Raw genomic sequence first — 23,944 nt, forward strand, 5'->3', positions numbered from 1 at the left:
GAGCCCATGATGTCAGTGCTGGGTCGGGGCATGCGCTCCCGAGGTTCGACGTCACGTCTGAGGCAAAGGTGCTGGCTATCATGGGGCACATGACCGCGCCCTACACGCTGATCCTGCTCCGCCATGGCCAGAGCACCTGGAACGAGCTCAACCTCTTCACCGGATGGGTCGACGTCCGGCTCTCCGAGAAGGGCGAGGCGGAAGCCCGGCGCGGCGGCGAGCTGCTCGCCGAGGCGGACCTGCACCCCGACATCCTGTACACCTCCGTGCTGAGCCGCGCGATCCAGACCGCCGACATCGCACTGGATGCCGCCGACCGGCTGTGGATCCCTGTCAAGCGCTCGTGGCGCCTCAACGAGCGTCACTACGGTGCCCTGCAGGGCAAGGACAAGGCGCAGACGCTCGCCGAGTTCGGTCAGGACCAGTTCATGCTGTGGCGGCGCTCGTTCGACGTCCCGCCGCCGCTGCTCGACGACGACAGCGAATACAGCCAGGTCCACGACCCGCGGTACGCCGGCATCGACGGCGACATCCCGCGCACCGAGTCGCTCAAGCTCGTGATCGACCGCCTGCTGCCGTACTGGGAGAGCGACATCGCCGCCGATCTGCGCGCCGGCAAGACGGTGCTCGTCACGGCGCACGGCAACTCGCTTCGCGGACTCGTGAAGCACCTCGACGGGATCAGCGACGCCGACATCGCCGAGCTGAACATCCCCACCGGCATCCCGCTCGTCTATCGGCTCGACGAGGACCTCACACCGCTCGGCGCCGCCGAGTACCTCGATCCGGAGGCGGCCGCCGCGGGCGCGGCAGCCGTGGCCGCCCAGGGCAAGAGGTAGCTCAGCTCGGCCCCAGCATCCGCAGCTGCAGCATCGCGGCGAACCGGGCGTCGGAATCGTCGAGGTCCAGTCCGCTGATCTCCTGGACCCGCCGGAGCCGGTACCGGAACGTGTTGGCGTGCACGAACTGCGACGCGGACGCCGCAGCGACGTCGCCGAATGTCTCGAGCCAGGCGCGCAGCGTGGCCACGAGCTGAGCATCGTGGCGCTCGTCGTACGAGATCAGCCGCGCGATGGGCTCCATCGGCCCGTCCCCGCGGCTCGCGGACAGGTCGCGCAGCTCCAGCACGAGCGACTCGAGCTGCACATCGGCCGCGCGGGCGACACGCGCCGGCCCCCCGCTCTGCCGGAGCACCCGCAGGATGCGATCCACCGTCGCCCGCGACTGCGCGATCGCGCTGACCTCGGCGGCGGCGGGTCCGACCGCGACGACGGCCGGCATCCGCGTCCCGACGCGCTCGAGGAAGTCGTGCGCGATCGCGGCGCCGCGCTCTTCGGCCGTCTCGGCGTCGCCCACGGTGGGGAAGATGCCGTATGCGACGTCTCCGACCAAGGCCACGGCGGCGCCGGGGCGCACCGCGGCGAGGTGCACCGCCAGGGCGTCGGCGAAACGCTGCTGGTCTGCGATGAGCATCTGCTCCGCCCGTGTCGACGGCTCGGTCTGGGGATCGCGCACCAGCGCGGCTCCGACGACCGAGACGCGATGGCCGATGAGTCCGAGCCGGGCGAGCGCGTCGCGCGCGCCGACCCCGCCCTCGAGGGCCGTGCCGACGAGCTCGGTCGACAGCCGGCGCTGGACATCGGCGCCGGCGCGAACACGGAGCAGATGCAGGGCGACGAGCTTCGCGGCATCCCGCAGTCCTGCCGCCCGCTGCGGCGTGAGCGGGCCGTCCATCGCCGCCCACACCGAACCGAGCACCTCGTCGCCGGCCCGCACGCCGATGGCGATGCGCTGGGTCGTGATCCCCTCGGTCCCGAGGATCACGGGGTCGACGATGACCGGCCGGTCGTAGCGGTACAGGTCGCGGAAGATGCCGCGCTCGGTCAGGATCCGCGCGTAGCGCTCGGGCACCTGACGGCCGATGATCGTCTCGGCGCGCGACGCGTCCGCCTCCTCCTGCCGGCCGGAGAACGCCAGGACGCGTGAGGACCGGTCCTCGATGGTGACGGGGGCGTCGAGGAGCGCCGCGATGGCGTTCGCCACGGCGAACAGGTCCCCCGACGGCAGGCCGCCGATCGACTCGCGCTCCGCCTCGCCGATGTCGCCGTCGGCGAGCAGCGAGCGGACGAGCGCGGCGAGCTGCACCCAGGTCGCGCCTCGCGCGAGACCGACAAGGGCGACCCCGGATGCCTCGATCGCGGCGCGCGTCTGATCATCGAGGTCGACGGGGGCGCGCACGACCAGCGCGACGGCGCCGTGCTCCGAGAGGGTGCGGACGAGGGCGGCGACCTGGTCGGCTTCCACTCCCACCCCCAGCACGAACGCGCGGGGCGGGTAAACCGGCTCGTCGAGGGCGTCGTAGATGACGACGCCGCCGACGTCGGCGGTCGCATCGACATCGCCGTGCGCGAGGTCGAGCAGCGTGTGGCCGAGGTCGTCGAGGACCCGGCGCAGGCTCGCGCGGGGCCGCTGGGTCATGCTGGGGAGCCTAACCGCTCAGATCGTGACCTGCTCCACCCAGGTGGTGAGCGATTCGAGGATCGTCTCGTCGGGCTCGACGCCGAGCCCCGGTCCGGTGGGGACGTCGAGGTGGCCGTCGCGCATGACGAACGGCGCCGTGATGTCCTGATGGTAGAACCGGTCGCTCGCCGACACGTCGCCGGGGAGTGTGAAGCCCGGCAGCGAGGCGAGGGCGACGTTGGCCGCCCGGCCGATCCCGGACTCGACCATGCCTCCGCACCACACCGCGATCCCGTGCGCGACGGCGAGGTCGTGGATGCGGCGCGCCTCCAGATACCCTCCGACCCGGCCTGGCTTGATGTTGATCACCTGGGTCGCGCCGAGGCGGATCGCCGCGGCAGCGGTCTGCGCCGATGTGATCGACTCGTCCAGGCAGATCGGGGTGCGGACGATGCGTGCGAGGTCGGCATGCCCCAGGATGTCCTCCTCCTCGAGCGGCTGCTCGATCAGGAGCAGGTCGAAGTCGTCGAGCTTGGCGAGGTGACGGGCGTCGCGGAGCGTATAGGCCGTGTTCGCGTCGACCTGCAGCAGCACGTCGTCGCCGAACCGCTCGCGCACCGCGCGGACGGCGTCCACATCCCACCCCGGTTCGATCTTGAGCTTGATGCGGACGTAGCCTTCCGACAGGTAGCCGTCGACGGCGTCGAGCAATGCCGGGATGGAGTCCATGATCCCCACCGACACTCCGCACGGCACGCGGTCGTGCACCGAGCCGAGCTCCCGGGCGAACGAGCGCCCCTCGGTGCGCAGCTCGGCGTCCAGCACCGCCATCTCCAGAGCGCCCTTCGACATGCGGTGCCCCTTGAACGCCTTCAGCGCCTCGCCGACGCCCGGAGCGTCGGTCACCCCGGCGAGGGCGGGGATGAGGTGACGTCGCATGACATCGACGGCCGCGTCCACATACTCCGGCGAGTACAGCGGATCGCTGAGTACGACGCACTCGCCCCATCCGTCGGCGCCGTCGGTGATGGCGCGGACGAGAAGCACGTCGCGCTCGGTCTGGGTGCCGAACGACGTCCGGAAGGGCGAGACGAGAGGCATGGCCACCCGTCGCAGTTCGAACCCGTGCAGTCTCATCAGTGCTCCTCCGTCTTGACGATGTATCCGGTGACGCGGTCGAACCCGATGATCCGGCCGCCCCCGGCGAGGGCGGCGCCGAGCTCCGCCCTCACGCGCAGGCGCCATTCCCGGGCCTGGGCGGGGCTCTGGCGACGCAGCGATTCGATGTCGGCCGGGACCGCGACGTGCACGCACCCGGGCGTGCCGGCATCCACGGTGGCTGCGCGGCGGGTCACGGCTGCGGCGGTGACGTCGTCGTCCAGCAGCCGCCACCTGATGAGCAGGCGATCCGTTTCATCCTCGCCGTTGATGCCGTCGCCCATGATCCCGTAGAAATTCGTCAGGTACTCGACCGGCATGGCCGCGAGCTTGCGGATGTTGAAGTAGGCATTCCGCGCCACGAGCGGATCGAACGTCCACTCGATGATCGGGATGCCGCGGGCGAGGGCCCACGCGCGCTGATGCAGCTTCATGGCGTAGCCGATCGAGCGACCGGCGACGGCCGGAAGGATGCCGGCGATGTGGCTGTGCAGCGATCGCAGGTCCGGCGCCGCGTGGAAGCCGACCGTGACGCCGACGAGCAGTTCGCCGTCGAACGCCCCGGCGATGTATCCGCCCGACTTGCCGAAGGCGCGCAGCAGCTCGGGGGCGATGGGCGGGTTCTCGGGCCGTCCCCAGATCTGCGCCAGCAGCTCGCCGGCGGCGTGGTGCTCGTCGAGTCGCGTCAGCTCGCGAAGCGTCACGCCGGCGGCGGACGCGGCGGCGCTCGCGGCGGAGTCGGCCGATGCGAGCGGATCGGCGACGGCCGCGAGCTCGATCGACATCATGGCCGGTCCGCCTCGAGGATCCGCGAGATCAGCCCGGCGAGAAGCCGCGTGCGCGGCTCGAGCTCCGACACCACGACATGCTCGTGGTCGGCGTGCGCGCCGCCGCCGACCGCACCGAGTCCGTCGAGGGTCGGGATGCCCACGCCGGCCGTGAAGTTGCCGTCGCTGCCGCCGCCGACCTCCGCCGATGTGAGAGGGGCCATCCCGAGGTCCGCGGCGACCGCCTGCGCCGACGCGAAGAGCTCGGCGGATGCCGAACGCTCCAGCGGCGGCCGGTTCGGCCCGCCGCGGACCTCGAGAGCCGCCCCCTGCACATGGGACATCGATGAGCGGATGCCGGCATCCACCCGATCCTGTTCCGTCGTCGTCCACGCACGCGAGTCGACGAACACCACCGCGCTGGACGGCACGGTGTTGACGGTGGTGCCGGCGGACAGCACCGTCGGCGTGACGGTGGTGCCGGCATCCGGATCGCCCAATGCGGCGATCGCGAGCACCTGGTACGCCAGCTCGACCGCGGCATTGGCGCCGCGCTCGGGCTCGAGGCCGGCGTGCGCCGCTCGTCCGGCGATGTGCACCTCGTACGTGGACACGCCCTTGCGCGCGAGCTTCAGCGCGCCGCCGTCCGCGGAGGCCTCGAGGACGAGCGCGGCTCGCGCGGCGGCGGCCTCGGACTCGATGAGCGCGCGGGATGTCGCGGAGCCGACTTCCTCGTCGCCGGTGACGAGAAGCGTGATCCCTTCGTGCGAGGGGAGGGACGCGATCGCGTGGAGGGCCATCGCGAGACCGCATTTCATGTCGAAGCATCCCGGTCCTCGAACGATGCCGTCCTCCACCACGAACGGATGCGTGGCGAGCGAACCGAGCGGCCACACCGTGTCGTGGTGCGCGAGCACGAGCACCTTCGTCGGGCCGCCCAGCCGCCAGCGCAGGTGCGTCACGCCGTCGAGCACGATCCGCTCGGGATCGGAGCCGAGAAGCCCGGCTCCGATCCCTGCGACGACGTCGGCCGAGCGCGCGATCGCGGCGTGGTCCGACGAGGGGGACTCGCATTCGACGAGCCGCCGGATGTCGTCGAGCATCGCCGGACGCACCTCCGGGCCGCTCGTCACGATGGTCATGCGTCTACGCGCTTCGGTGTGGCGCGCGCACCGAAGTGGACGTACTCCTCACCGGTCGGCAGCGAGTAGAAGGTGACCGGCATCCAGGTCTCGGTACCCGGAGGGCGCAGCAGGTACCGGTCCTCGCTGACGGGGAGCAGAGGGTACTCCTCCACCGGTTCCGGCACGAGGGCGGCCAGGTGCCCCAGCACCTCCGTGCGGAGGCGAGGCCCGTGGTCGTCGACGAGGATCTCCATCCGCACCGACGCGCGCTCGTAGACGCCGACGTGCGCGTTGAGGTCGACGTCGGCGGGCTCGGCGGGGGCCTCGAGCGGGTGCTTCATCTCGACATCCGCCACCTCGGCGAAGATCTCGCGGTAGAGGTCCTCGTAGAAGTCGTGAGTGTTCCCGCCGTTGGTGAGGAGCGCCACCGCGAGACCGGTCCCGGGGTGGATGCGCATGAACGCCGCCTGCCCCAGCGTGTTGCCGTCGTGACCGTAGAGGCGCTCGCCGTTCCAGTCGAAGCGGATCCAGCCGAGGCCCCACGAGTCGCCCAGCGAGTCCTTGTCGGGCAGGTCCGCCTGGAAGGCCTGCATGTCCGCGACGGTCTCCTCGGCGAGAAGGCGCGTGCCGTCCTGGGTGACGCCGCCGGCCATGTGCAGACGCGCGAAGGCAAGCACGTCGGCGACGCGCGCGGTGATGAGACCGGCCGGACCGGCGGAGCGCTGCAGGCCCCACGCGGGCGTCACGATCTGCCCATCGGGGGTGTCGACGTGCCCGACGGCGGGGGCGAAGAGGATCGCCTCCTCGGGCAGCGTGACGGTGTGGGTGAGCCCGAGCGGGGTGAACAGCAGCTCGCGCATCGCGGTGTCCCACGTCATGCCCGTGACGACTTCGATGATGCGGCCGAGCACGCTGAATCCCGAGTTCGAGTACGACCACGTCGCGCCGATCGGGTGGTTCTGCGCGGCATCCACGAGCGATGCGACGTAGAGCTCGAGGTTGTCGTCGCCGCGGCCAGTGTCGGTGAACACGTCACCGTCGAGCCCGCTGGTGTGGGTCAGCAGGTGGCGGATCGTGATGCCCTGGGTCAGCTCGTCGTTGATGAGCTTCAGGTCGGGGAGCACGTCGATCGCGGGCGTGTCGAGGGTGAAGTGACCGTCCTCGATGAGTCGCAGGATCACCGTGGACGTCCAGACCTTCGAGATCGAGCCGATCTGGAAGATCGAGTCCTCGGTCACCGGGGCGCCGGTCTTGATGTTCTTGTTCAGCGTGCCGGTCGAGGCCGTGACGAGCTCGTCTTCGCGGCCCGGCGCGAAGCGCAGGATGCCGAGCTGAGCGCCGGGGACCTTGTGCCGCGTGGCGAGCGCGGTGAGGCGCCGCTGCCAGTGTGCGATGTCGATCGGAGCCGGACGCGCGCCCGCTGCGTCGCCCGCGAAGCGCTCCACCCACTCGACGACGCGGGAGCCGTAGTCGATGCGGTGGCTGGGCCTCCCCAGGAGCGGGAAGATGTGGCTGCCGCCGGGGTAGAGCACCATGCGCGTCTCGACGCCCCGCTCGCGCAGCGCGTAGTGCCACTGCTCGGCCTGGCCGACCGGGCACCGGACATCGTTCGCACCATGCAGGACGAGGGTCGGGGTCGTGACCTTGTCGACGTTCGTGTACGGCGACATGGCGGCGAGACGGTCCCGGTCGGCCGCGTGCCAGGGCATCGCGCCGAGCTCGATGTCGTTGATCAGGTGCGCGTCGTCGCTCGTGCCGCCGATGCTCGTCAGGTCCGAGACCACGCCGCCGGCGACCGCCGCGGCGAAGCGCTGGTCGTGCCCGGTCAGGTAGCACGTCATGAAGCCGCCGTAGCTGTAGCCGGTCAGCGCGAGGCGCTGCGGGTCGACGAGACCCTCCGCGACCAGCTGGTCGATCGGCTCGAGGAAGTCCTGCGCGTCGGCCGTGCCCCATGCGCCGAAGACGGCGGTGTAGAACGACTCGCCGTAGCCGTCGCTGCCGCGCGGATTCACGGTGAGCACGGTCCAGCCGCGGGAGGCGAGCTCCTGGTGGTAGAGGTGCATGTCGTCGGCTGCGCCGTTCCAGGCGTTGTGCGGACCGCCGTGGACGTCGACGAGCAGCGGGGTCGCGCCCGTGACCTCGGGGTCGCGCAGGAGCCAGCCCTGCACGGTGAGGCCGTCGCTGATCGTGAACTCGCGCGATGTCCGCACGTACGGCTCGGTGCCCTCCGGCGCCGAGCCGTTCGACGAGACCGTGGTCTCGGCGCCCGACTCCAGGTCGATCATGACGATCTCGCCGAACGAGGTCGGCGTCGACAGCGCGATCGCCGCGGACGAGCCGGCGACGGACAGTCCGCTCACGACGTTGCCGTCGCCGCCGTGCACGAGCCGGGGCTCGCCGCCGCCGAGCGCGACGGCGTACAGGTGGGTGCAGCCGCGGTCGCGGACGGCGAAGAGCACATCGCCGGATGCCGTGAACTGGGGGAGCGCGCCGGGATACGCCGGTGCGCCGGGCATGACGTTGCGATCGAGGGATGCCGCGAGCTGCCTGGTCGACCCCGTTGCGGCATCCACCGCGTAGAGGCCGGCGTGGCCGCTCGGCGCGCCCTCCCAGCCGACGACGACGAGCGTCTCGCCGTCGGGCGCGAACGACACCGTCCCGGCGAAGCCGTCGACGAATGCGACGAGGTGGGGCCGCGCCTTGACGTCGGCCGCATCGATCACGTGCAGGGGCGACCGCGGGTCGAGATCCTGCGTGACCGGCATGGCGGTGAAGCCCAGCTTCTTCGAGTCGGGGCTCCACGATGCGCTGCCGACGTGGGCGTCGGCATCCGTCACCTGGCGCACGTCGCCGGATGCGAGGTCGAGGACGTGCAGCTGCATCCGGACGCCCCGGACGAAGCCCATGCCGTCGGCCTGGTAGCCCAGGGCGTCCGCGACGATGGGGCTCGACGCGCGGCGCTCGCGGTCGGCATCGGCTTCACCGACCGCTGCGTCGCCGTCGACGGGGGCGATGAACGCGATGCGGGTGGCGTCGGGGCTCCACAGCGGGGCGCCTGCCGAGATCGGGAGGCTCGTCCGCTTCGTCGCGTCGCCGCCGGACAGCGGCAGCGTCCACAGCTGGCCGTCGCGCTGGAAGGCGAGGGTCTCGCCGTCCGATGAGATGGCCGGCGTGCTGTCGGCGGTCCCCTGGGTCAGGCGCCGCGCGGCGCCCGCGGCATCCGTCAGCCAGATGGATTCGGTGGGCTTGTCGGCGTCGAGGTCGTTTCCGCGCACCACATAGGCGATGCGCGAGGCGTCCGGTGAGATGGCGGGCTGGCCGGCGATGGTCAGTGCGGGCAGATCGTCGGTGCGAAGTCTGCGGGTCACGGTTGCTCCTTTTGAGTGCGGGGTGGGGTGGATGCTGTCAGGGGTCATCGGGTCATCGGGTCTTGTGCGCGTGCGGGAGGGCCGTCAGGAGCGCTCGGGTGTAGTCGTGGCGCGGATCGCCGAGGACCTCCTCGGCCGGTCCCTCTTCGACGATCCGGCCGCGGTACATGACCGCGATCCGCTTCGCGACGTAGCGGACGACGGCCAGGTTGTGCGAGATGAAGAGCATCGAGAGCCCGAGTTCGGGCTGCAGCTCGCGCACGAGGTTGAGCACCGAGCCCTGGATCGAGACATCCAGTGCCGAGGTGATCTCGTCGGCGATCAGCACCTGAGGGCGGCCGGCGAGGGCTCGGGCGAGCGCGACGCGCTGGCGCTGCCCGCCCGACATCCGAGCCGGATACTCCTTCGCTCGGGATGCGTCCAGGTGCACGAGCTCGAGGAGCCGCGCGACCTCGTCCCGTCGTTCGGAGCGCTTCATCCGCGGGGGCAGCAGCTCCGCGACGCTGGCTCCGATCGTCATGCGGGGGTCCAGTGACGAGTACGGGTCCTGGAAGACCATCTGCAGCGGCCGTGGCCGGATCTGCGGCACGGGCCGCTCGTCGAGCAGGACCCGGCCCGAGCTGATCGGTGCGAGGCCGACGGCCGCGCGTGCGAGGGTCGACTTGCCCGAACCCGACTCGCCCACGAGACCGAGGATCTCGCCGTCCGGGACCGTCAGGCTCACTCCGTCGACGGCCGTCATCGCCGTGCGGCCCGAGCCGTAGCGCACCGTGACGTCATCGAATCGCAGCTCGCTCATGCGATCACCTCCTCGATGTCGACGACGTCCTCGATGTCGATCACGCCGCGGATGGTGGGGATGCCGAGCTGCAGCGGCTCTCCGGCGTGCCAGCAGGCGACCCGCCGGCCGGTGACGTCGGCGACGAGGTCGGGGTCGACGGCACGGCAGTGGTCGTCGGCGAGCGGGCAGCGAGCGGCGTACGCGCACCCGGCCGGCAGCTGCGACGGATCCGCCGCCCGGCCGGGGACGGTTGCGAGCGGCTCGGAGACGTCGGTGTCCATGTCCGGCACGGCGGCCAGCAGCGCGCGCGTGTAGGGGTGGCGTGCCGCGGTCGCGAGGTCGGCGGACGGCAGGTCCTCGACGATCCGCCCCGCGTACATCACCAGCACGCGGTCGCAGATCTCGGCCACGACCGAGACGTCGTGGCTGATGAGCAGGAGTGCGATGCCGTCCCGGCGACGGATCGACTGGAGCAGGTCCAGCACCTGCTTCTGCACCGTGACGTCGAGCGCCGTCGTCGGCTCGTCGGCGATGATGAGCGCGGGCGTCGACATGAGCCCCATGCCGATCATGGCGCGCTGCCGCATGCCGCCGGAGAACTCGTGCGGGTACTGGCTCGCTCGATGGGCGGGATCGGTCAGCCGCACGGCGCCGAGCCGGTCGACGGCCTTCGCCAGGGCATCGCGGCGCGAGAGGTGCTGGTGCTCGGTCGCGACCTCGGCGAGCTGCCTGCCCATGCGCTTGGTGGGGTTGAAGCTCGTCATCGGGTCCTGGAACACCATCGCCATCGAGGTGCCGAGCAGGCGCCGCAGCCGCTCCGGCTCGATGTGCAGCAGGTCCTGGTCGAGGAAGCGGAGCCGGTCGGCGGAGACCTGCCCCGGCTCCTGCACGAGCTGCGCGATCGACAGCGCCGTCACGGACTTGCCCGAGCCGGACTCGCCGACGATTCCGACCGCTTCGCCGCGGCTGATCGAAAAGCTCACTCCCCGCACCGGCAGCACGGGGCTCACGGCGCCGGGGAAGGTGGTGCGGAGGTTGACGACCTCGAGGACGACATCCGCCCCCGACGGCACGGCCGACGGCGCCGGGATCGGGGCCGGGCGGGTCTTCTTCAGCCGCGGCGCGACTCCCGACGACTCGATGCCGAGGGCGCGCGCCGCCGCCTCGCCTACCAGGTTGAAGGCGAGCCCGGCGATGACTACGGCGATGCCTGGTGCGATGGCGGCGAGGGGATTGATGTAGATGCGGGGGAGGCCCTCCATCATCAGGCGCCCCCAGTCGTACTCCGGCGGCTGCACGCCGATGCCGATGAACGACAGGCCCGCGAACGCCAGCAGGGCGCCGCCGGCGCCGATCGTCGCGTTGATGATCAGGGGTTCGCCGATGTTCGGCAGGATGTGGCGGGTGAGGATGGGCAGCCGTCCCACCCCGCCGATGCGGGCCGCCGCGACGTAATCGCGCTCGGTGACGCCGGCGACGAGGGTCTGACACAGCCGCGCGAAGGCGGGCGCGCCGGCGAAGCCGATGGCGAGCACCGCTCCGACCCATCCGGCGCCGAAGATGATCGCGAAGAACAGGGCGAGCAGCAGGCCCGGGAACGCCACCGCGATGCCGACGAACCAGGTGACCGCACGGCCGGGACGCCCGAGGAGGTACGGCGCCATGCCGAGGATCATCCCGACGATGACACTCACGATCGTCGCCGCCAGCGCGAGCACGAGCGAGAGCCGGGTCGCCACGAGCACGCGCATCAGGAGGTCGCGCCCGAGGTGGTCGGTGCCGATGGGATGGGCGGCCGACGGGGGTGCGAGCAGATTGTCGGTGTCGACGACATCCGCCCGCGTCCCCCAGATGATCGGAGCGAAGATCGCGGTCAGCACCACGAGCGCCATGAGCGTGACGGCGGCGATACCGAGAGGCGTGCGGAGAACCCGGCGGAACGCGCTCATCAGGCGTCCGCCACGGTGGTGCGGGGATCGAGCACGGCGAGGATCCAGTCGACGATCGTGTTGATGATGAGCACGAGCGCCCCGTACACGAGAACGGTCGCCTGGGCGAGCGGATAGTCCTTCATCTGGATGGCGCTCACGATGGTGCTGCCCAGACCCGGCCAGGCGAAGACGCTCTCGACGAACACCGTGCCGATCACCAGTGAGCTGAGGATGAGCCCGGCGAGCGTGAGCGTCGCCGTGACGGCGTTCGGAAGCGCGTGGCTGAAGTAGATGCGCCAGCGGGGCAGCCGCTTCGCCCGGGCGGTCCGCACGTAGTCGGCGTCGAGGACGGTGAGCATCTCGACGCGCACGATGCGGGCGAGCACCGCGGCGGGGCCGAGCGCAAGCGCGATGACGGGCAGGATGTACGACTCGGGCCCCTCGCGTCCCGCGACCGGCAGCAGCTGCAGCTGCACGCCGAAGATGTAGACGAGGGCGACACCGAGCAGGAAGTCGGGGATCGCCGATACGAACACGCTGCCGCTTGCGAATCCCAGTTCGAGGCCGCGGCCGCGTCCGCGGTGCGTCGAGACCGCCACGATCACGCCGATCGGAACCCCCACGACGACGGCGACGAGGAACGCGAGGAGCGCGAGGGATGCCGTGGCGGGCAGGCGCTGCACGATGATGTCGAGCACCGGCACCCGCGACACGATCGACGTGCCGAGGTCGCCGGTGAACAGACCCTGCAGGTAGTGGAGGTACTGCTCCCAGAGGGGGAGGTTCAGGCCGAGGTCCTCGCGCCACTGCGCCACCAGCTCGGGCGAAGCAGTCGGTCCGAGCGCTGCGCGGATCGGATCACCGGGCACGAGGTGGATCATGAGGAACGCCGCGGTCACGAGGACCCACAGCGATACCAGCAGCCGCCCTGCCCGACGGGTGGTGAAACGGACCCAGCGGTTCTCGCTGATCGTCCGGAACCCCTGCGCCGGGAGGGCGGCTGCCTCTGTCATCTGCTGCTGTTGCTCTCTGTCGTCGTGCCGGCCGGAAGGCTCAGCCGAGCATCCGGATGCTCATCGGCTCGATGTTTCCGAGCACGCTGAACTCGGCGTTCTTGCCGAACGTCGGGACGACGCTGTTCGCGAACGGCACCACATCCGCGGCCTGGTACAGCGCGGCCTCCGCCGACTTCCAGGTGTCGCAGCCCTCGGTGCCGGTCATGCCCATGGCCGACGTGACCGCGGCACTGTAGTCGGCGTTGTCGATCGAGGCGAAGTTCGCTCCGTTGGGCGCGGCCGCGCCCGAGAGGAATCCGACCAGCTGATCGGGGCTGCTCACGTTGACCGGGATCCACGCGATGTCCCAGGGTCCGCCGCTGAACAGCGTTCCCGCCAGGGTGGTGTCGTCCTGCTGCTTGGCGTCGACCTGCACGCCCAGCTCCTTCCACGCATTAGTGGCGAGCTCGGCTGCTGCGGCGCCTGCGGCTCCGAGTGCGTTGGCGTACTGGAAGCTGACTGCCAGCGGCTTGCCGTCCTTCGCGCGGATGCCGTCGGCGCCCGCGACCCATCCGGCGTCGTCCAGCGCGGCCTTCGCGCCGTTCAGGTCGGTCGCGGGCACGCTGCCCTTCACGGCGTCATACGTGCAGCCGCTCGGCGGCAGGACTGCCAGTGCCGTCGCGGCTTCGCCCTTGTCGCTCGTGATGACCTTCTGCAGCTGCGCGAGATCGAGAGCCTGCGTCAGCGCGAGGCGCACCGCGGGATCGAATGCCGGGTGGCCCTTCGCCTGGTTGAACCACTGCTCGCCGATGACTGCGGGGGTCTTCGTCTCGAAGAGGTTCGCCGCCTCGATCCGATCGCGGTCGGGGCCGATGATCGTCGCGGCGTTGACATCGCCCGACAGCAGCAGGTTCGCCGCCGTGGTCTCGTTCGTGACGATCCGGGCGGTCACCGTTGCGGGGAGGCCCTTCTCCTCGGTGGTCGCGCCGTTCGGGCCCCACGCGTACTTCTTGTTCACCGAGTAGGTGTAGCTGTCGTTGGGCGTCGCCTTGTCGAGGACGTACGGACCGGTGCCGTTTGTCGCCGAGGCGAGCGAGGACCGGTCCTTGAGGCCCGCGTCGCAGACCATCGGAAGGTTTGCGAGACCCTGCAGCACGAAGGGCGCGGGCGTCGCGAGGGTCACCGTGAGAGTGCTGCCGGATGCCGCGGCGGTGGCGCCCGCGGGCAGATAGGCGCCGAGGAACGGGCTCTTGTTGGCCGGGTCGGCGACCCACGTGATGTTGTCGGCGGCTGTCTGCGCCGTGAAGTCCGTGCCATCCGAGCAGGTGATGCCGTCGTTGAGGGTCATCGTCACAGTCGTGCCGTCGACCTTCCAGTCCTTCGCGAGCTGGCTGCCGATCTCGCCCTTGTCGTCGACGCTGACGAGGTTGTCATAGGCGAACTTCGAGACCGCGAACAGGGCGCCGCCGGCGGACATCTGCGGGTCGAGCGAGCCGGGGTCGGCCGAGAGGGCGAGGACGAAGTCCCCCCCGTCGACGTACTTGTCGGTGGGGGCGGCGCCGCCGCTCCCCGCCGAGCAGCCCGCGAGGGTGGCGAGCGCGGCGGACGCCGCGATGACGGTGATTGCTGGCTTTCTGATGGATCGCATGGGATCCCTCTCTGTGATGGCCGGACGGGTGCTTGCTGTGTGGAGGATGAGCCTGGTCAGTCCGCGCGGGTCACGACGCGGCCGTAGTGGATGTACTTGCGCTTGCCGTCGCCGGCGTCGCCGAGGAACGCGTAGACGGGATGGATGCCGCGCGTGGCCTCGCGGGCGATGAGCGAGTCCTCGCCGAAGCCGACGAGCTCGGTGCGGACCGGCTTCTCGCCGATCTCGGCCATGATGTCCTTCGGCGTCCGGTCGAGCCAGATGCGTCCGTCGTCGTCGACGCTCACGACCAGGTCGTAGATGGTGTCGGCGTAGAGACCCAGCAGCGGAGCGGGCTCGACCGCGACCGGCTCGTCCAGCGGGACGGGCAGACCGGGGAGCGTGACCTCCGCGACCTCGCGCAGGATCTGCCCGACGACGTCCTCGAACAGCCCGAAGACGTCTCCGCCGTTCGTCAGGAGCGCGACGGCGAGGCCTGCCTCGGGCACGACGCGCAGGAACGCGGACTGGCCGATCGTGCCGCCGTCGTGGCCGATCACCACCGGCGCGTCTGCGGCGATGATCTCCCATCCGAGGCCCCAGGCCGCTCCCATGCCGGTCAGACGGGGCAGCACGACCTGCGGGGTGCGCATCGCCCGCGCCGATAGCGGGGACAGGATGCGGGTGCCATCGGGCGCGGCGCCCTCGCCGAGATGCATGGCCACGAACCCGAGCAGGTCGCGCGGGCTCATGGCCAGCATCGAGCCCGCCGGCTCGTTCGAACGCACGAGCGCCCAGGTCGGCGCCGGGATCTCCACGCCGTCCTCGCCGGGTCCGACGTGGCCCACTGCGGCCCGGAAGAGGATGGCCTCGTAGGCGCTGGGTGCGACGTGGACGAGTCCCAGGGGCGTCACGATGTGGTCGACGAGCGCCTGCTCCCACGTCTTGTCGCGCAGCACCTCGACGAGTCGGCCCAGGACGCTGAAGCCGACGTTGTTGTACGAGAAGAGCTCGCCCGGCGAGAAGAGCTGCGGGAGGTCGGAGATGAGCGCGACGTACTTCTCGACGGCGTCGTCGCCGCGGCCGGTGTCGGTGAACACGTCGCCTTCGAAGCCGGCCTGGTGGCTCAGCAGCTGGCGGGTGGTGATGGATGCCGCGGCGGACTCATCCCGCAGCCGGAACTCGGGAAGGTACTTGCGGATGGGGGCATCGAGATCGAGCAGGCCCTCGTCGACGAGCTGCATCACCAGCGTCGTCGTCCACACCTTGGTGATCGAGCCGATCTGGAAGACCGAGTCGGGCGTCGCCTCGACCTTCGTGGCGGTGCTGAGCACGCCCGCAGCGGCGTCGATGATCTCGCCGTCCTTGAGGACCGCGATGGCTGCGCCCGGCACCTTGTGCTCGGCGACGAGCTCTGCGAAGCGGGCGGCGATGAACTGAGCGATGTCGTCGAGTGAGCGCATGTCCTCACCCTAAGAAGACAGCGATCGACTCCATTCGTCCTGCTTCACAAGATCACGGCGTCAGGTTCGTCGGAGCGAACGAAGCCCGCACAAAAGCAAGAGATCGGATGCAGCCCCCCGACGGCATCCGATCTCTTCCGCACGACCCGCTCAGGACGAGGACACGACCTCGATGGCGTCGGTCTCGGTGGTCCAGTCGCCGGTCGCGAGGTACGCGACCTTCTTGGCGACAGAGACCGCGTGGTCGGCGAACCGCTCGTGATAACGGCTCGCGAGGGTGGCGTCGACCGTGGCGGACGCCTCGCCCTGCCAGGTGTCGCTCAGCACCTTCTCGAAGACACTGACGTGCAGGTCGTCGATGAGGTCGTCGTTGTTGCGGATCTCATCCGAGATCTCGAGGTCCTGGGTGCGAAGCAGCTCGGTCAGCTGCCGGGCGACGTCGACATCGAGCTCGCCCATCTTGCGGAATGTGGACTTCAGGCCCTTCGGAATCGCGCGTTCGGGGAAGCGCATCCGGGTGAGCTGTGCGATGTGCTCGGCGATGTCGCCCATGCGCTCGAGCGAGGCGCTTATCCGCAGCGCGCTCACGACGATGCGCAGGTCGCGGGCGACCGGCTGCTGCCGCGCGAGGATCTCGATCGCGAGCTCGTCGAGCGCGATCGCCTTCTGGTCGATGACCGCGTCCGCTTCGATGACCTCCTCGGCCAGCGCGACGTCGCTCTCGCCGAAAGATCGGGTCGCCTTGTCGATGGCGACCGTGACGAGTTCGGCGATCTCGACGAGGCGGCCTTGGACGTCCTCGAGCGAATGATGGAAGACTTCGCGCATTGCACACCTTTCCTGATCCAGGGGCAGGCATTGCCCTCGCGACCCAGGCGATTGTCGCCACCGAAGGTTAACGGCTGGTGCCCCCGTGGTGAATAGTAGCGGGCGCCGCCCCCGGGGGCTCGGCGTCGGTCCGACTGCGGCCGGGACGGCCGTCTACGCTGGTGACATGGACACGACGCAGCTCGCGCTGCTCGCCCTCCTCGCGGGAGTCGTCATCGGCGGCTCGGTCGCAGCGGTGATCATGGCTTCAGTGCGCGCCCGCGACAGGGTGCGGGCGCAGACGTCGTTGGACATTCCCGAAGGCGTGCGGGAAGTGCTTCACGGGATGGATGACGCGGCGGTCGTCATCGACGCGTCGTACACCGTTCACGCGGCTTCGGCTGCGGCAGTGCCCTTCGGTCTGATCGAGGGCGTCGCACTGCCTTCCGAGGAGCTGCGTGCCGTCGCGCGGACCATCCGCACCTCGGAGTCGGCCGCGACCTCGACGATGCGCCTCCAGCGCGGTGCTCCGCCCGCCGAGCCGCGCCTCGTCGTCGTGCGCGCGACCCGTATCTCACCGCGGCTCGCTCTGCTCGTGATCAGAGACATCACCGAACGCGAGCGCGTCGAGCAGATGCGGCGGGACTTCGTGGCAAACACGAGCCATGAGCTGAAGACCCCGGTGGGCGCCGTGAGCCTGCTCGCCGAGGCGATCGAGTCCGCTGCGGACGACCCGGACCAGGTGCGCGACTTCGCCGGTCGCCTGACCGCCGAAGCGGCCCGGCTGGCGCTGCTGACCTCGCGCATCATGAATCTCTCGCGGCTGCAGTCCGCCGACGATCTCAGCGAGGAGCGACTCGTCGCGGTGGACGAGATCGTGGCGTCCTCGCTCGAGGCGCACGCCGTCCAGGCCAAGTCCGCCGGCGTCGAGGTGGTGCGCGGCGGGACCCGCGGGCTGTACGTGCGAGGAGACCCCCAGGTCCTCAGCGAAGCGGTGGGCAACCTCATCGCGAATGCGATCGCGTACTCCGCGGCGGGATCCAGTGTGGGCGTCGGTGTGAAGCTCGCCGACAACGTGGTGGAGATCGCCGTGACCGACCGCGGGATCGGCATCGCCGAAGGCGATCAGGACCGCATCTTCGAGCGCTTCTACCGCGCCGACCAGGCCCGTTCGCGTCGCACCGGGGGCAGCGGCCTCGGGCTGTCGATCGTCAAGCACGCGGTCCAGCGGCATGGCGGCGAGGTCGTGCTGTGGTCGCGTCCCGGTCGTGGCTCGACCTTCACGATCCGCCTCCCGCAGACCGATCCGCCGCTCGACCAGGCCGCCCCCAAAAAGCGCAAGCGCCCCAAGCGGCGTGCCGCCGGGGTCACGGCTCCCCGGACAGTGCCGACGAACGGAGACATCCTATGACCCGCGTGCTGATCGTCGAGGACGAGCCGGATCTCGCAGACCCGCTCGCCTATCTGCTGCGGCGCGAGGCGTACGACGTCGAGATCGCCGAGGACGGGCCGGCGGCACTGAACGCATTCCGCGAGCACGGCGCGGACATCATCCTGCTCGATCTCATGCTGCCCGGGATGCCGGGGACCGAGGTGTGCCGTCAGGTGCGGACGCACTCGGGAGTGCCGATCATCATGCTGACGGCGAAGGATTCCGAAGTGGACATCGTCGTCGGGCTGGAGCTGGGGGCGGACGACTACGTGACGAAGCCGTATTCGTCGCGGGAGCTTCTGGCGCGCATGCGAGCGGTGCTCCGCCGGCTGTCCCAGGGGGATTCGGACCTCGACGAGCGCATCCTCGAGGGCGGACGCGTCACCCTCGACATCGATCGGCACACGGTCGAAGTCGCCGGCGACGAGATCAGCATGCCGCTGAAGGAATTCGAACTCCTCGAGGTGCTGATGCGCAATGCCGGACGCGTCCTGACACGCGGCCAGCTGATCGACCGGGTGTGGGGGAGCGACTACTTCGGCGACACGAAGACGCTGGACGTGCACATCAAGCGGATCCGCTCGCGCATCGAATCCAACCCGAGCGAGCCGACGATGCTCGTCACGGTACGTGGATTGGGATACCGCTTCGAAGCGTGACGGTCCGGGCTCAGGGCACGAGCGGCGCGAGGTACTTCAGCTGCCCGTCGAGGACGGGAACGGCTTTCAGCACGCCCTCGGCGTCGCCCGACTGGAAGTAGCCCGCGATGTCGGCACCCGGCATCGTGTCGATGCCTTGGAGGAGCAGGGGAGCGGTGCCCCCGGCTCCGAGGCTCACGACGGAGTTCGCCGGCACGACGACCGACTTCTGGATGGCCGAGGAGCCCTCGCCGAATTCCAGGTTGAGGGTCTCGGACCGATCGGTCTGGTTGATTATCGCCGCGACGAAGTTGCCGTTCGTACCGTCCGCAGTCGCCACGATGAACGCGTTGCGCACCTCGAGCGGGCCCGAGCCGTGGATGTTGACCCCTTCGGCCGCCGAATACGGGATCGTCGTCGCCTGTGTCGCCACCAGGCTGCACCCGGTAGTGCCGAACGCGACGGCTGCGCCGAGGGCGAGGACCGCGAAGAGGCGCGGCCGGTTGGAGCCGAGTGCCGCGCCACGGGTGCGGTGTATCGAAGTCACAGATCCTCCCAGGACGGATGACGGCATCCCGATCAGTCTAGGGGGTCGCGGACGGGCGCGTGGGAGCGCGCCCGAGGGTGGGGCGGCGAACCTTAGCGTATGTCGCCTGTGGTATCCTGGAGGTTGCCGAAAGGACATAACTACATGCTTTTTGAGGTTGGCGAGACAGTCGTTTACCCGCACCACGGGGCCGCGACGATCTCCGAAGTAAAGACCCGCATCATCAAAGGCGAAGAGAAGGTCTATCTCAAACTCCGCGTCACCCAGGGTGATCTGACGATCGAGGTCCCGGCAGACAATGTCGACCTGGTCGGCGTGCGCGATGTCATCGGCAAGGAGGGCCTCGACCGCGTGTTCGAGGTGCTGCGCGCCCCTTTCACCGAAGAGCCGACAAACTGGTCGCGCCGCTACAAGGCGAACCTCGAGAAGCTCGCCTCTGGCGACGTGATCAAGGTGAGCGAGGTCGTGCGCGACCTGTGGCGCCGTGATCAGGACCGCGGACTCTCGGCGGGTGAGAAGCGGATGCTCGCCAAGGCGAAGCAGATCCTCATCTCCGAGCTCGCGCTGGCCGAGAAGACCGACGAAGAGCACGCCGGCGTCATCCTCGACGAGGTCCTCGCGAGCTGACGCCGCATCCCCGGTAGCGTGTGGGCGTGAGCATCATGCCCGTCCCCCGCGTCGCCGTCATCGTCGTCGCCGCCGGATCGGGTGAGCGGCTCGGGGCCGGCGGCCCCAAGGCCTTCGTCGGCATCGACGCGCACACGATCCTGCGTCACGCGCTCGTCCGCGTGTTCTCGGCGCCGCTCGCCCAGGTCGTGATCGTGGCACCCGCCGGACATGAGGGCGACGCGCTGACGGATGCGCTCGAAGCCGCCGGCGACCGGCGCGACCTGGTTTCGGTCGTCACCGGCGGGAAGACCCGCCAGGGCTCGGTCTCGAACGGACTCGCGGCCGTGTGGGCGGATGTCCAGATCGTGCTGGTCCATGACGCCGCCCGCGCCCTGACCCCGTCCGCCGTGTTCGAGCGGGTCATCGACGCCATCGACCGCGGAAGCGACGGGGCGCTGCCGGTGCTTCCCGTGGTCGACACGATCAAGCGGGTGGCCGACACCGAGGTGCTGCACGCGGTCGACCGCGAGGAGCTCGCCGCGGCGCAGACCCCGCAGGGGTTCCGGCGCGACATCCTGGATGCCGCCTACCGGGCCGCGGACCGCGACTACACCGACGATGCGGCGCTCGTGGGAGCCGCCGGCCATGCCGTATCCGTCGTGACGGGCGATCCGCTCGCCTTCAAGATCACCACGCCCGCCGACCTCGACCGCGCCCGGTCGCTCGTCTCCGCCGCGCCGGTGGCACCCGTCAATGTGACGCTGGACCGCGGCCCGGCGCTGCCGCGTGTCGGGGTCGGGACGGACGTCCATGCGTTCGGCGGGGACGGGGCGCTGTGGCTCGCGGGGTTGGAGTGGCCCGGCGAGCCCGCTCTCTCGGGCCATTCCGACGGCGATGCCGTCGCGCACGCGATCGTCGATGCCCTGCTGACCGCGGCCGGCCTCGGCGACATCGGGACGCACTTCGGCACGGACCACCCCGAGTACGCCGGCGCCCATGCCGACGTGTTCCTGGCGCGCACGCTCGGCCTCCTCGGCGCGGCCGGCTGGCGCGTGGGCAACGTGGCGGTGCAGGTGCAGGCGAACCGGCCTCGCTTCGCGGCACGGCGTGCCGAGGCCGAGGCGACGCTGTCGGCCGGGCTCGGCGGCGCATCCGTGTCGATCTCGGCGACCACGACGGACGGCCTCGGATTCACCGGCCGGGGCGAGGGCGTCGCGGCGTTCGCGGTGGCACTCGTCGTCCCGGCCTGAACACGCCCGACGCTCAGAGGGCCCGCGTCAGGAAGATCGAGTACGGGTCGAGGACGTAGTCCTCGAACGGACCGCACTGGACGAACCCCTCGCTCTCGTAGAGCCGCTGCGCGGGGAGGAATTCGTCAGTGGATCCGGTCTCGAGCCAGAGGCTCGCCATCCCGCGCTCGCGCGCAACGTCGATGATGTGCCGCAGCAGCGCGCGACCGACACCGGTGCCGCGGAAGCGATCGTCCACGCGCATCGATTTGAGTTCGCCGCGCTCCGCATCCAGCCGCTTGAGAGCGCCGATCCCGGCGAGTCGGCCGTCGATCCACGCCGACCAGAATGTGACCGCCGGATGCCGCAGCCCGTCCAGGTCGAGAGCGTGCACGCTCTCGGGCGGCGACGAGTCGTGCATGCCGTGGAGGTGAGCGGTGATGAGGGCGCGGGTCGCGTCGCCGCTCAGATCATCGACGCGGATCTCGATCGTGGAGTTCATCGCCTGCCAGTGTCGCACGGCCGAGCCGGTCAGCCCTCCAGCGCGAACGGTCCGGGATCCCGCGGCGAGCGCGAGCCCCAGGCGAGCAGCGCGAGACCGGCGGCGAGCACCACGAGTCCCGCGATCGCGAGGGCCGACAGGCGCTCATCGAGGACCGTGATGCCCAGGATGCTCGCCGTCAAGGGCTCGCCCAGCGTCAGCGTCGCTGCGGTCGCCGCGGTGAGTCCGCTCAGCCCCCACGTGAAGAGGACATAGGCGATCGCCATCGTCGCGAACCCCAGCCACAGCGCCATGGCGAGTCCTGGCGCGGTGCCGAGCCAGCTGACATCGACGAACGGCAGGATGAGCACCGACAGCAGCGCGGCGCTCGCGCCCATGCCGCCGACGACGGTGAACGGATCCCAGCCGGCATCCAGCAGCCGTCGCTGGGCGTTCGCGATCACCGCGAACGACGCTCCGGCGCCGATCGAACAGGCGATGCCGATCGGGTCGGTGCCACCGGCACCGCCCGCCTCGCCGCCGAAGCCGAGGAGGATGACGCCGACGGTCGCGAGCGCCGTGGCGACCATCCACGTCGGCGAGGGGACGCGGCGGGTGAGCGTCCACTCGAGAAGTCCCGCGAGGATCGGCGCGGATCCGAGGGCGACGACCGTGCCCACTGCCACGCCGTTGCGGGCGGTGCCCAGGAAGAAGAGGGGCTGGTACACCGTGATGCACACGCCGGTGAGCACCATGAGGGCGAGCGGGCGGACGCCGAAGACCGGCCGTGAGACGCCCGCCGGCATCCTGCGCGCGTGCCGCCACGCCAGGGCGAACGCGAGGATCGCGAGACCGGTGCCCCCGATGACCATGCGCATCACGCCGATCGACAGCGGCGTGGTGCCCGCGGGCCCGAGCGCCTGCGAGGTGCCCGTCGTCCCGAACAGCATCGCGGCGGCGAGGACGGCGACGACATGCAGCATCCTCCAGTTCTATCGTCTCGGCCGAGAGCTCCGGTCCGGACGCGGTCGCAGGGCAGACACACCCAGGTTCGCGTGATGGGCCGCCGGTAGGCTGGTTCGGTGACTCTCCGGCTCTACGACACCAAGGCGCAGGCCCTGCGCGACTTCGTGCCCCTCGACCCTGAGAACATCACGATGTACGTCTGCGGACCGACGGTGCAGTCGGGTCCGCACATCGGGCATCTGCGCGGAGCGCTGAGCTTCGACATCCTGCGTCGCTGGCTCGAGACCCGCCACGAACGCGTGACGTTCGTCCGCAACGTGACCGACATCGACGACAAGGTGCTCCTGAACGCGACGGCGGAGGAGCCGTGGTGGGCGCTCGCCTACCGCATGGAGCTCGAGTTCTCGCGCGCGTACGCGGCGATCGGCATCCGGCCACCGACGTACGAGCCCCGAGCGACCGCGTCGATCGCGCAGATGCAGGAGCTCATCGGGCGACTGATCGAGGCGGGTCACGCCTACGCCGCATCCGGTGACGTGTACTTCGACGTCCGGTCCTGGCCGTCATACGGCGAGCTCACGCGGCAGTCCCTCGACGCCATGGAGCCCGCTGCGGATGCCGATCCGCGCGGCAAGCGGGATCCCCGGGACTTCGCGCTCTGGAAGGGCGCGAAGGACGACGAGCCGGAGTCCGCGACGTGGGCGTCGCCGTGGGGAGCCGGCCGGCCCGGCTGGCACATCGAGTGCTCGGCGATGTCGCGTCGCTACCTCGGGCCGGAGTTCGACATCCACGGCGGCGGACTCGACCTGCGCTTCCCGCACCACGAGAACGAACTGGCGCAGTCGACCGCGGCAGGCGACGCGTTCGCCCGCTACTGGGTGCACAACGGCCTCGTTACCGTCGGCGACCAGAAGATGTCCAAGTCGCTCGGGAACTTCCTCCTCGCCGACGACGTCCTCGCGGAGTACGACCCGCTCGTCGTGCGCTACGCGCTCGCGTCGGCGCACTATCGCTCGAGCCTCGACATCACGGCGTCCTCGTTCGACGAGGCGGATGCCGCGCTCGAGCGCATCCGGACCTTCCTCCAGCGGGTCGCCCGTACCGGCGAGGACGGCTGGTCCTCGTACGGCAACGACGCCTTCTCCGCCGCGATGGACGACGATCTCGGGGTGCCGCAGGCACTCGCTGTCGTCCACGCGCGCGTGCGCGAGGGGAACTCCGCGCTCGACGGGGATGACGTGGAGACCGCCCGCGCGATCGCGGGAGAGGTGATGGTGCTGACCGGGATCCTCGGCATCAATCCGCTCGATGCCCGATGGCAGGCGAAGGATGCCTCGGCCGAGGCATCCGCCCTGGATGCTCTCGTGCAGACGATGATCACTCAGCGCGCCGACGCGCGCGCTGCCAAGGACTGGGCGGCCGCAGACCGGATCCGCGACGCGATCGCGGCAGCCGGCATCGCCCTCGAAGACACCGCCGACGGCACGCACTGGTCTTTGACCGGTGCGTCCGTCGGCACGGGCCCGTGGAGAGTTCGCTCGCGGTAGCGAGCCGCCGGGTC

Annotated in this window: 20 protein-coding genes; 6 read left to right on the top strand and 14 right to left on the bottom strand. The window is 70.4% G+C overall.

The annotated features are described in order from the left end of the window. Window positions 1–89 precede the first annotated feature (89 nt). Window positions 90–839 carry a phosphoglyceromutase gene (locus ABD212_RS15780; RefSeq protein WP_344096403.1) on the top strand — a complete coding sequence of 250 codons (750 nt, stop codon included), beginning with the start codon at window positions 90–92 and terminating at the stop codon, window positions 837–839. A gap of 1 nt (window position 840) precedes the next feature. Here ABD212_RS15780 and ABD212_RS15785 read toward each other — a convergent pair whose 3' ends face one another. The 11 genes from ABD212_RS15785 to phoU all read right to left on the bottom strand — a co-directional run bounded on the left by ABD212_RS15785 (window position 841) and on the right by phoU (window position 16,502). Further along, window positions 841–2,478 carry a PucR family transcriptional regulator gene (locus tag ABD212_RS15785; RefSeq protein ID WP_344096405.1) on the bottom strand — a complete coding sequence of 546 codons (1,638 nt, stop codon included), beginning with the start codon at window positions 2,476–2,478 and terminating at the stop codon, window positions 841–843. Between the two features lie 18 nt (window positions 2,479–2,496). Continuing rightward, window positions 2,497–3,597, bottom strand: a complete 1,101-nt coding sequence (gene menC / locus ABD212_RS15790; protein ID WP_344096407.1) for an o-succinylbenzoate synthase — start codon at window positions 3,595–3,597, stop codon at window positions 2,497–2,499. Beyond that, the gene (locus ABD212_RS15795) at window positions 3,597–4,406 is read right to left on the bottom strand and encodes a GNAT family N-acetyltransferase (RefSeq protein ID WP_344096409.1); all 810 of its coding nucleotides are present in this window, start codon (window positions 4,404–4,406) and stop codon (window positions 3,597–3,599) included. The genes menC and ABD212_RS15795 overlap by 1 nt, the downstream gene beginning before the upstream one ends. Continuing rightward, window positions 4,403–5,527 carry a M20 family metallopeptidase gene (locus ABD212_RS15800; RefSeq protein WP_344096411.1) on the bottom strand — a complete coding sequence of 375 codons (1,125 nt, stop codon included), beginning with the start codon at window positions 5,525–5,527 and terminating at the stop codon, window positions 4,403–4,405. Before ABD212_RS15800 ends, ABD212_RS15795 begins: the two co-directional genes overlap by 4 nt. After that, entirely contained in the window at window positions 5,524–8,877 is a 3,354-nt protein-coding gene (locus ABD212_RS15805) for a serine hydrolase (RefSeq protein WP_344096414.1), read from the bottom strand. Before ABD212_RS15805 ends, ABD212_RS15800 begins: the two co-directional genes overlap by 4 nt. A 52-nt stretch (window positions 8,878–8,929) precedes the next feature. Further along, window positions 8,930–9,676, bottom strand: coding sequence for an ABC transporter ATP-binding protein (locus ABD212_RS15810; RefSeq protein ID WP_344096417.1), 747 nt, complete (start codon window positions 9,674–9,676; stop codon window positions 8,930–8,932). Continuing rightward, window positions 9,673–11,607, bottom strand: coding sequence for a dipeptide/oligopeptide/nickel ABC transporter permease/ATP-binding protein (locus ABD212_RS15815; RefSeq protein WP_344096419.1), 1,935 nt, complete (start codon window positions 11,605–11,607; stop codon window positions 9,673–9,675). Before ABD212_RS15815 ends, ABD212_RS15810 begins: the two co-directional genes overlap by 4 nt. Beyond that, window positions 11,607–12,602: an ABC transporter permease gene (locus tag ABD212_RS15820; RefSeq protein WP_344096421.1), complete on the bottom strand. Its 996-nt coding sequence runs from the start codon at window positions 12,600–12,602 to the stop codon at window positions 11,607–11,609. The genes ABD212_RS15815 and ABD212_RS15820 overlap by 1 nt, the downstream gene beginning before the upstream one ends. A 40-nt stretch (window positions 12,603–12,642) precedes the next feature. Continuing rightward, window positions 12,643–14,232: an ABC transporter substrate-binding protein gene (locus tag ABD212_RS15825; protein ID WP_344096424.1), complete on the bottom strand. Its 1,590-nt coding sequence runs from the start codon at window positions 14,230–14,232 to the stop codon at window positions 12,643–12,645. A 56-nt stretch (window positions 14,233–14,288) separates the two neighbouring features. Further along, complete coding sequence (locus tag ABD212_RS15830; protein WP_344096426.1) at window positions 14,289–15,674, bottom strand: serine hydrolase domain-containing protein; 1,386 nt, start codon at window positions 15,672–15,674, stop codon at window positions 14,289–14,291. A gap of 150 nt (window positions 15,675–15,824) precedes the next feature. Next, the gene (phoU, locus tag ABD212_RS15835; protein WP_344096429.1) at window positions 15,825–16,502 is read right to left on the bottom strand and encodes a phosphate signaling complex protein PhoU; all 678 of its coding nucleotides are present in this window, start codon (window positions 16,500–16,502) and stop codon (window positions 15,825–15,827) included. Between the two features lie 166 nt (window positions 16,503–16,668). Between phoU and ABD212_RS15840 the strand changes: the two genes are divergently transcribed. After that, window positions 16,669–17,892, top strand: a complete 1,224-nt coding sequence (locus tag ABD212_RS15840; RefSeq protein ID WP_344096432.1) for a sensor histidine kinase — start codon at window positions 16,669–16,671, stop codon at window positions 17,890–17,892. Then, complete coding sequence (locus tag ABD212_RS15845) at window positions 17,889–18,572, top strand: response regulator (protein WP_344096435.1); 684 nt, start codon at window positions 17,889–17,891, stop codon at window positions 18,570–18,572. The genes ABD212_RS15840 and ABD212_RS15845 overlap by 4 nt, the downstream gene beginning before the upstream one ends. Before the next feature lie 10 nt (window positions 18,573–18,582). Here ABD212_RS15845 and ABD212_RS15850 read toward each other — a convergent pair whose 3' ends face one another. After that, window positions 18,583–19,098, bottom strand: coding sequence for a DNA modification methylase (locus ABD212_RS15850; RefSeq protein WP_344096437.1), 516 nt, complete (start codon window positions 19,096–19,098; stop codon window positions 18,583–18,585). 144 nt (window positions 19,099–19,242) lie between these two features. Here ABD212_RS15850 and ABD212_RS15855 point away from each other — a divergent pair, with 144 nt between their 5' ends. Together ABD212_RS15855 and ispD are read left to right on the top strand one after the other, a co-directional pair. Further along, window positions 19,243–19,725 (top strand): CarD family transcriptional regulator, encoded by a 483-nt coding sequence (locus ABD212_RS15855; RefSeq protein ID WP_179438895.1) that lies wholly within the window; start codon window positions 19,243–19,245, stop codon window positions 19,723–19,725. A 26-nt stretch (window positions 19,726–19,751) separates the two neighbouring features. Then, window positions 19,752–20,957, top strand: coding sequence for a 2-C-methyl-D-erythritol 4-phosphate cytidylyltransferase (ispD, locus tag ABD212_RS15860; RefSeq protein ID WP_344096440.1), 1,206 nt, complete (start codon window positions 19,752–19,754; stop codon window positions 20,955–20,957). 13 nt (window positions 20,958–20,970) lie between these two features. On the opposite strand, the gene ABD212_RS15865 is transcribed toward ispD, so the two are convergent. Together ABD212_RS15865 and ABD212_RS15870 are read right to left on the bottom strand one after the other, a co-directional pair. Beyond that, window positions 20,971–21,438: a GNAT family N-acetyltransferase gene (locus ABD212_RS15865; protein WP_344096442.1), complete on the bottom strand. Its 468-nt coding sequence runs from the start codon at window positions 21,436–21,438 to the stop codon at window positions 20,971–20,973. A 29-nt stretch (window positions 21,439–21,467) separates the two neighbouring features. Continuing rightward, window positions 21,468–22,400: a DMT family transporter gene (locus ABD212_RS15870; RefSeq protein WP_344096445.1), complete on the bottom strand. Its 933-nt coding sequence runs from the start codon at window positions 22,398–22,400 to the stop codon at window positions 21,468–21,470. A gap of 99 nt (window positions 22,401–22,499) precedes the next feature. On the opposite strand from ABD212_RS15870, the gene cysS reads away from it, so the two are divergent. Next, window positions 22,500–23,930: a cysteine--tRNA ligase gene (gene cysS / locus ABD212_RS15875; protein ID WP_344096447.1), complete on the top strand. Its 1,431-nt coding sequence runs from the start codon at window positions 22,500–22,502 to the stop codon at window positions 23,928–23,930. Window positions 23,931–23,944 lie beyond the last annotated feature (14 nt).

The organism is Microbacterium deminutum (genome assembly GCF_039530205.1).
Classification (GTDB): domain Bacteria; phylum Actinomycetota; class Actinomycetes; order Actinomycetales; family Microbacteriaceae; genus Microbacterium; species Microbacterium deminutum.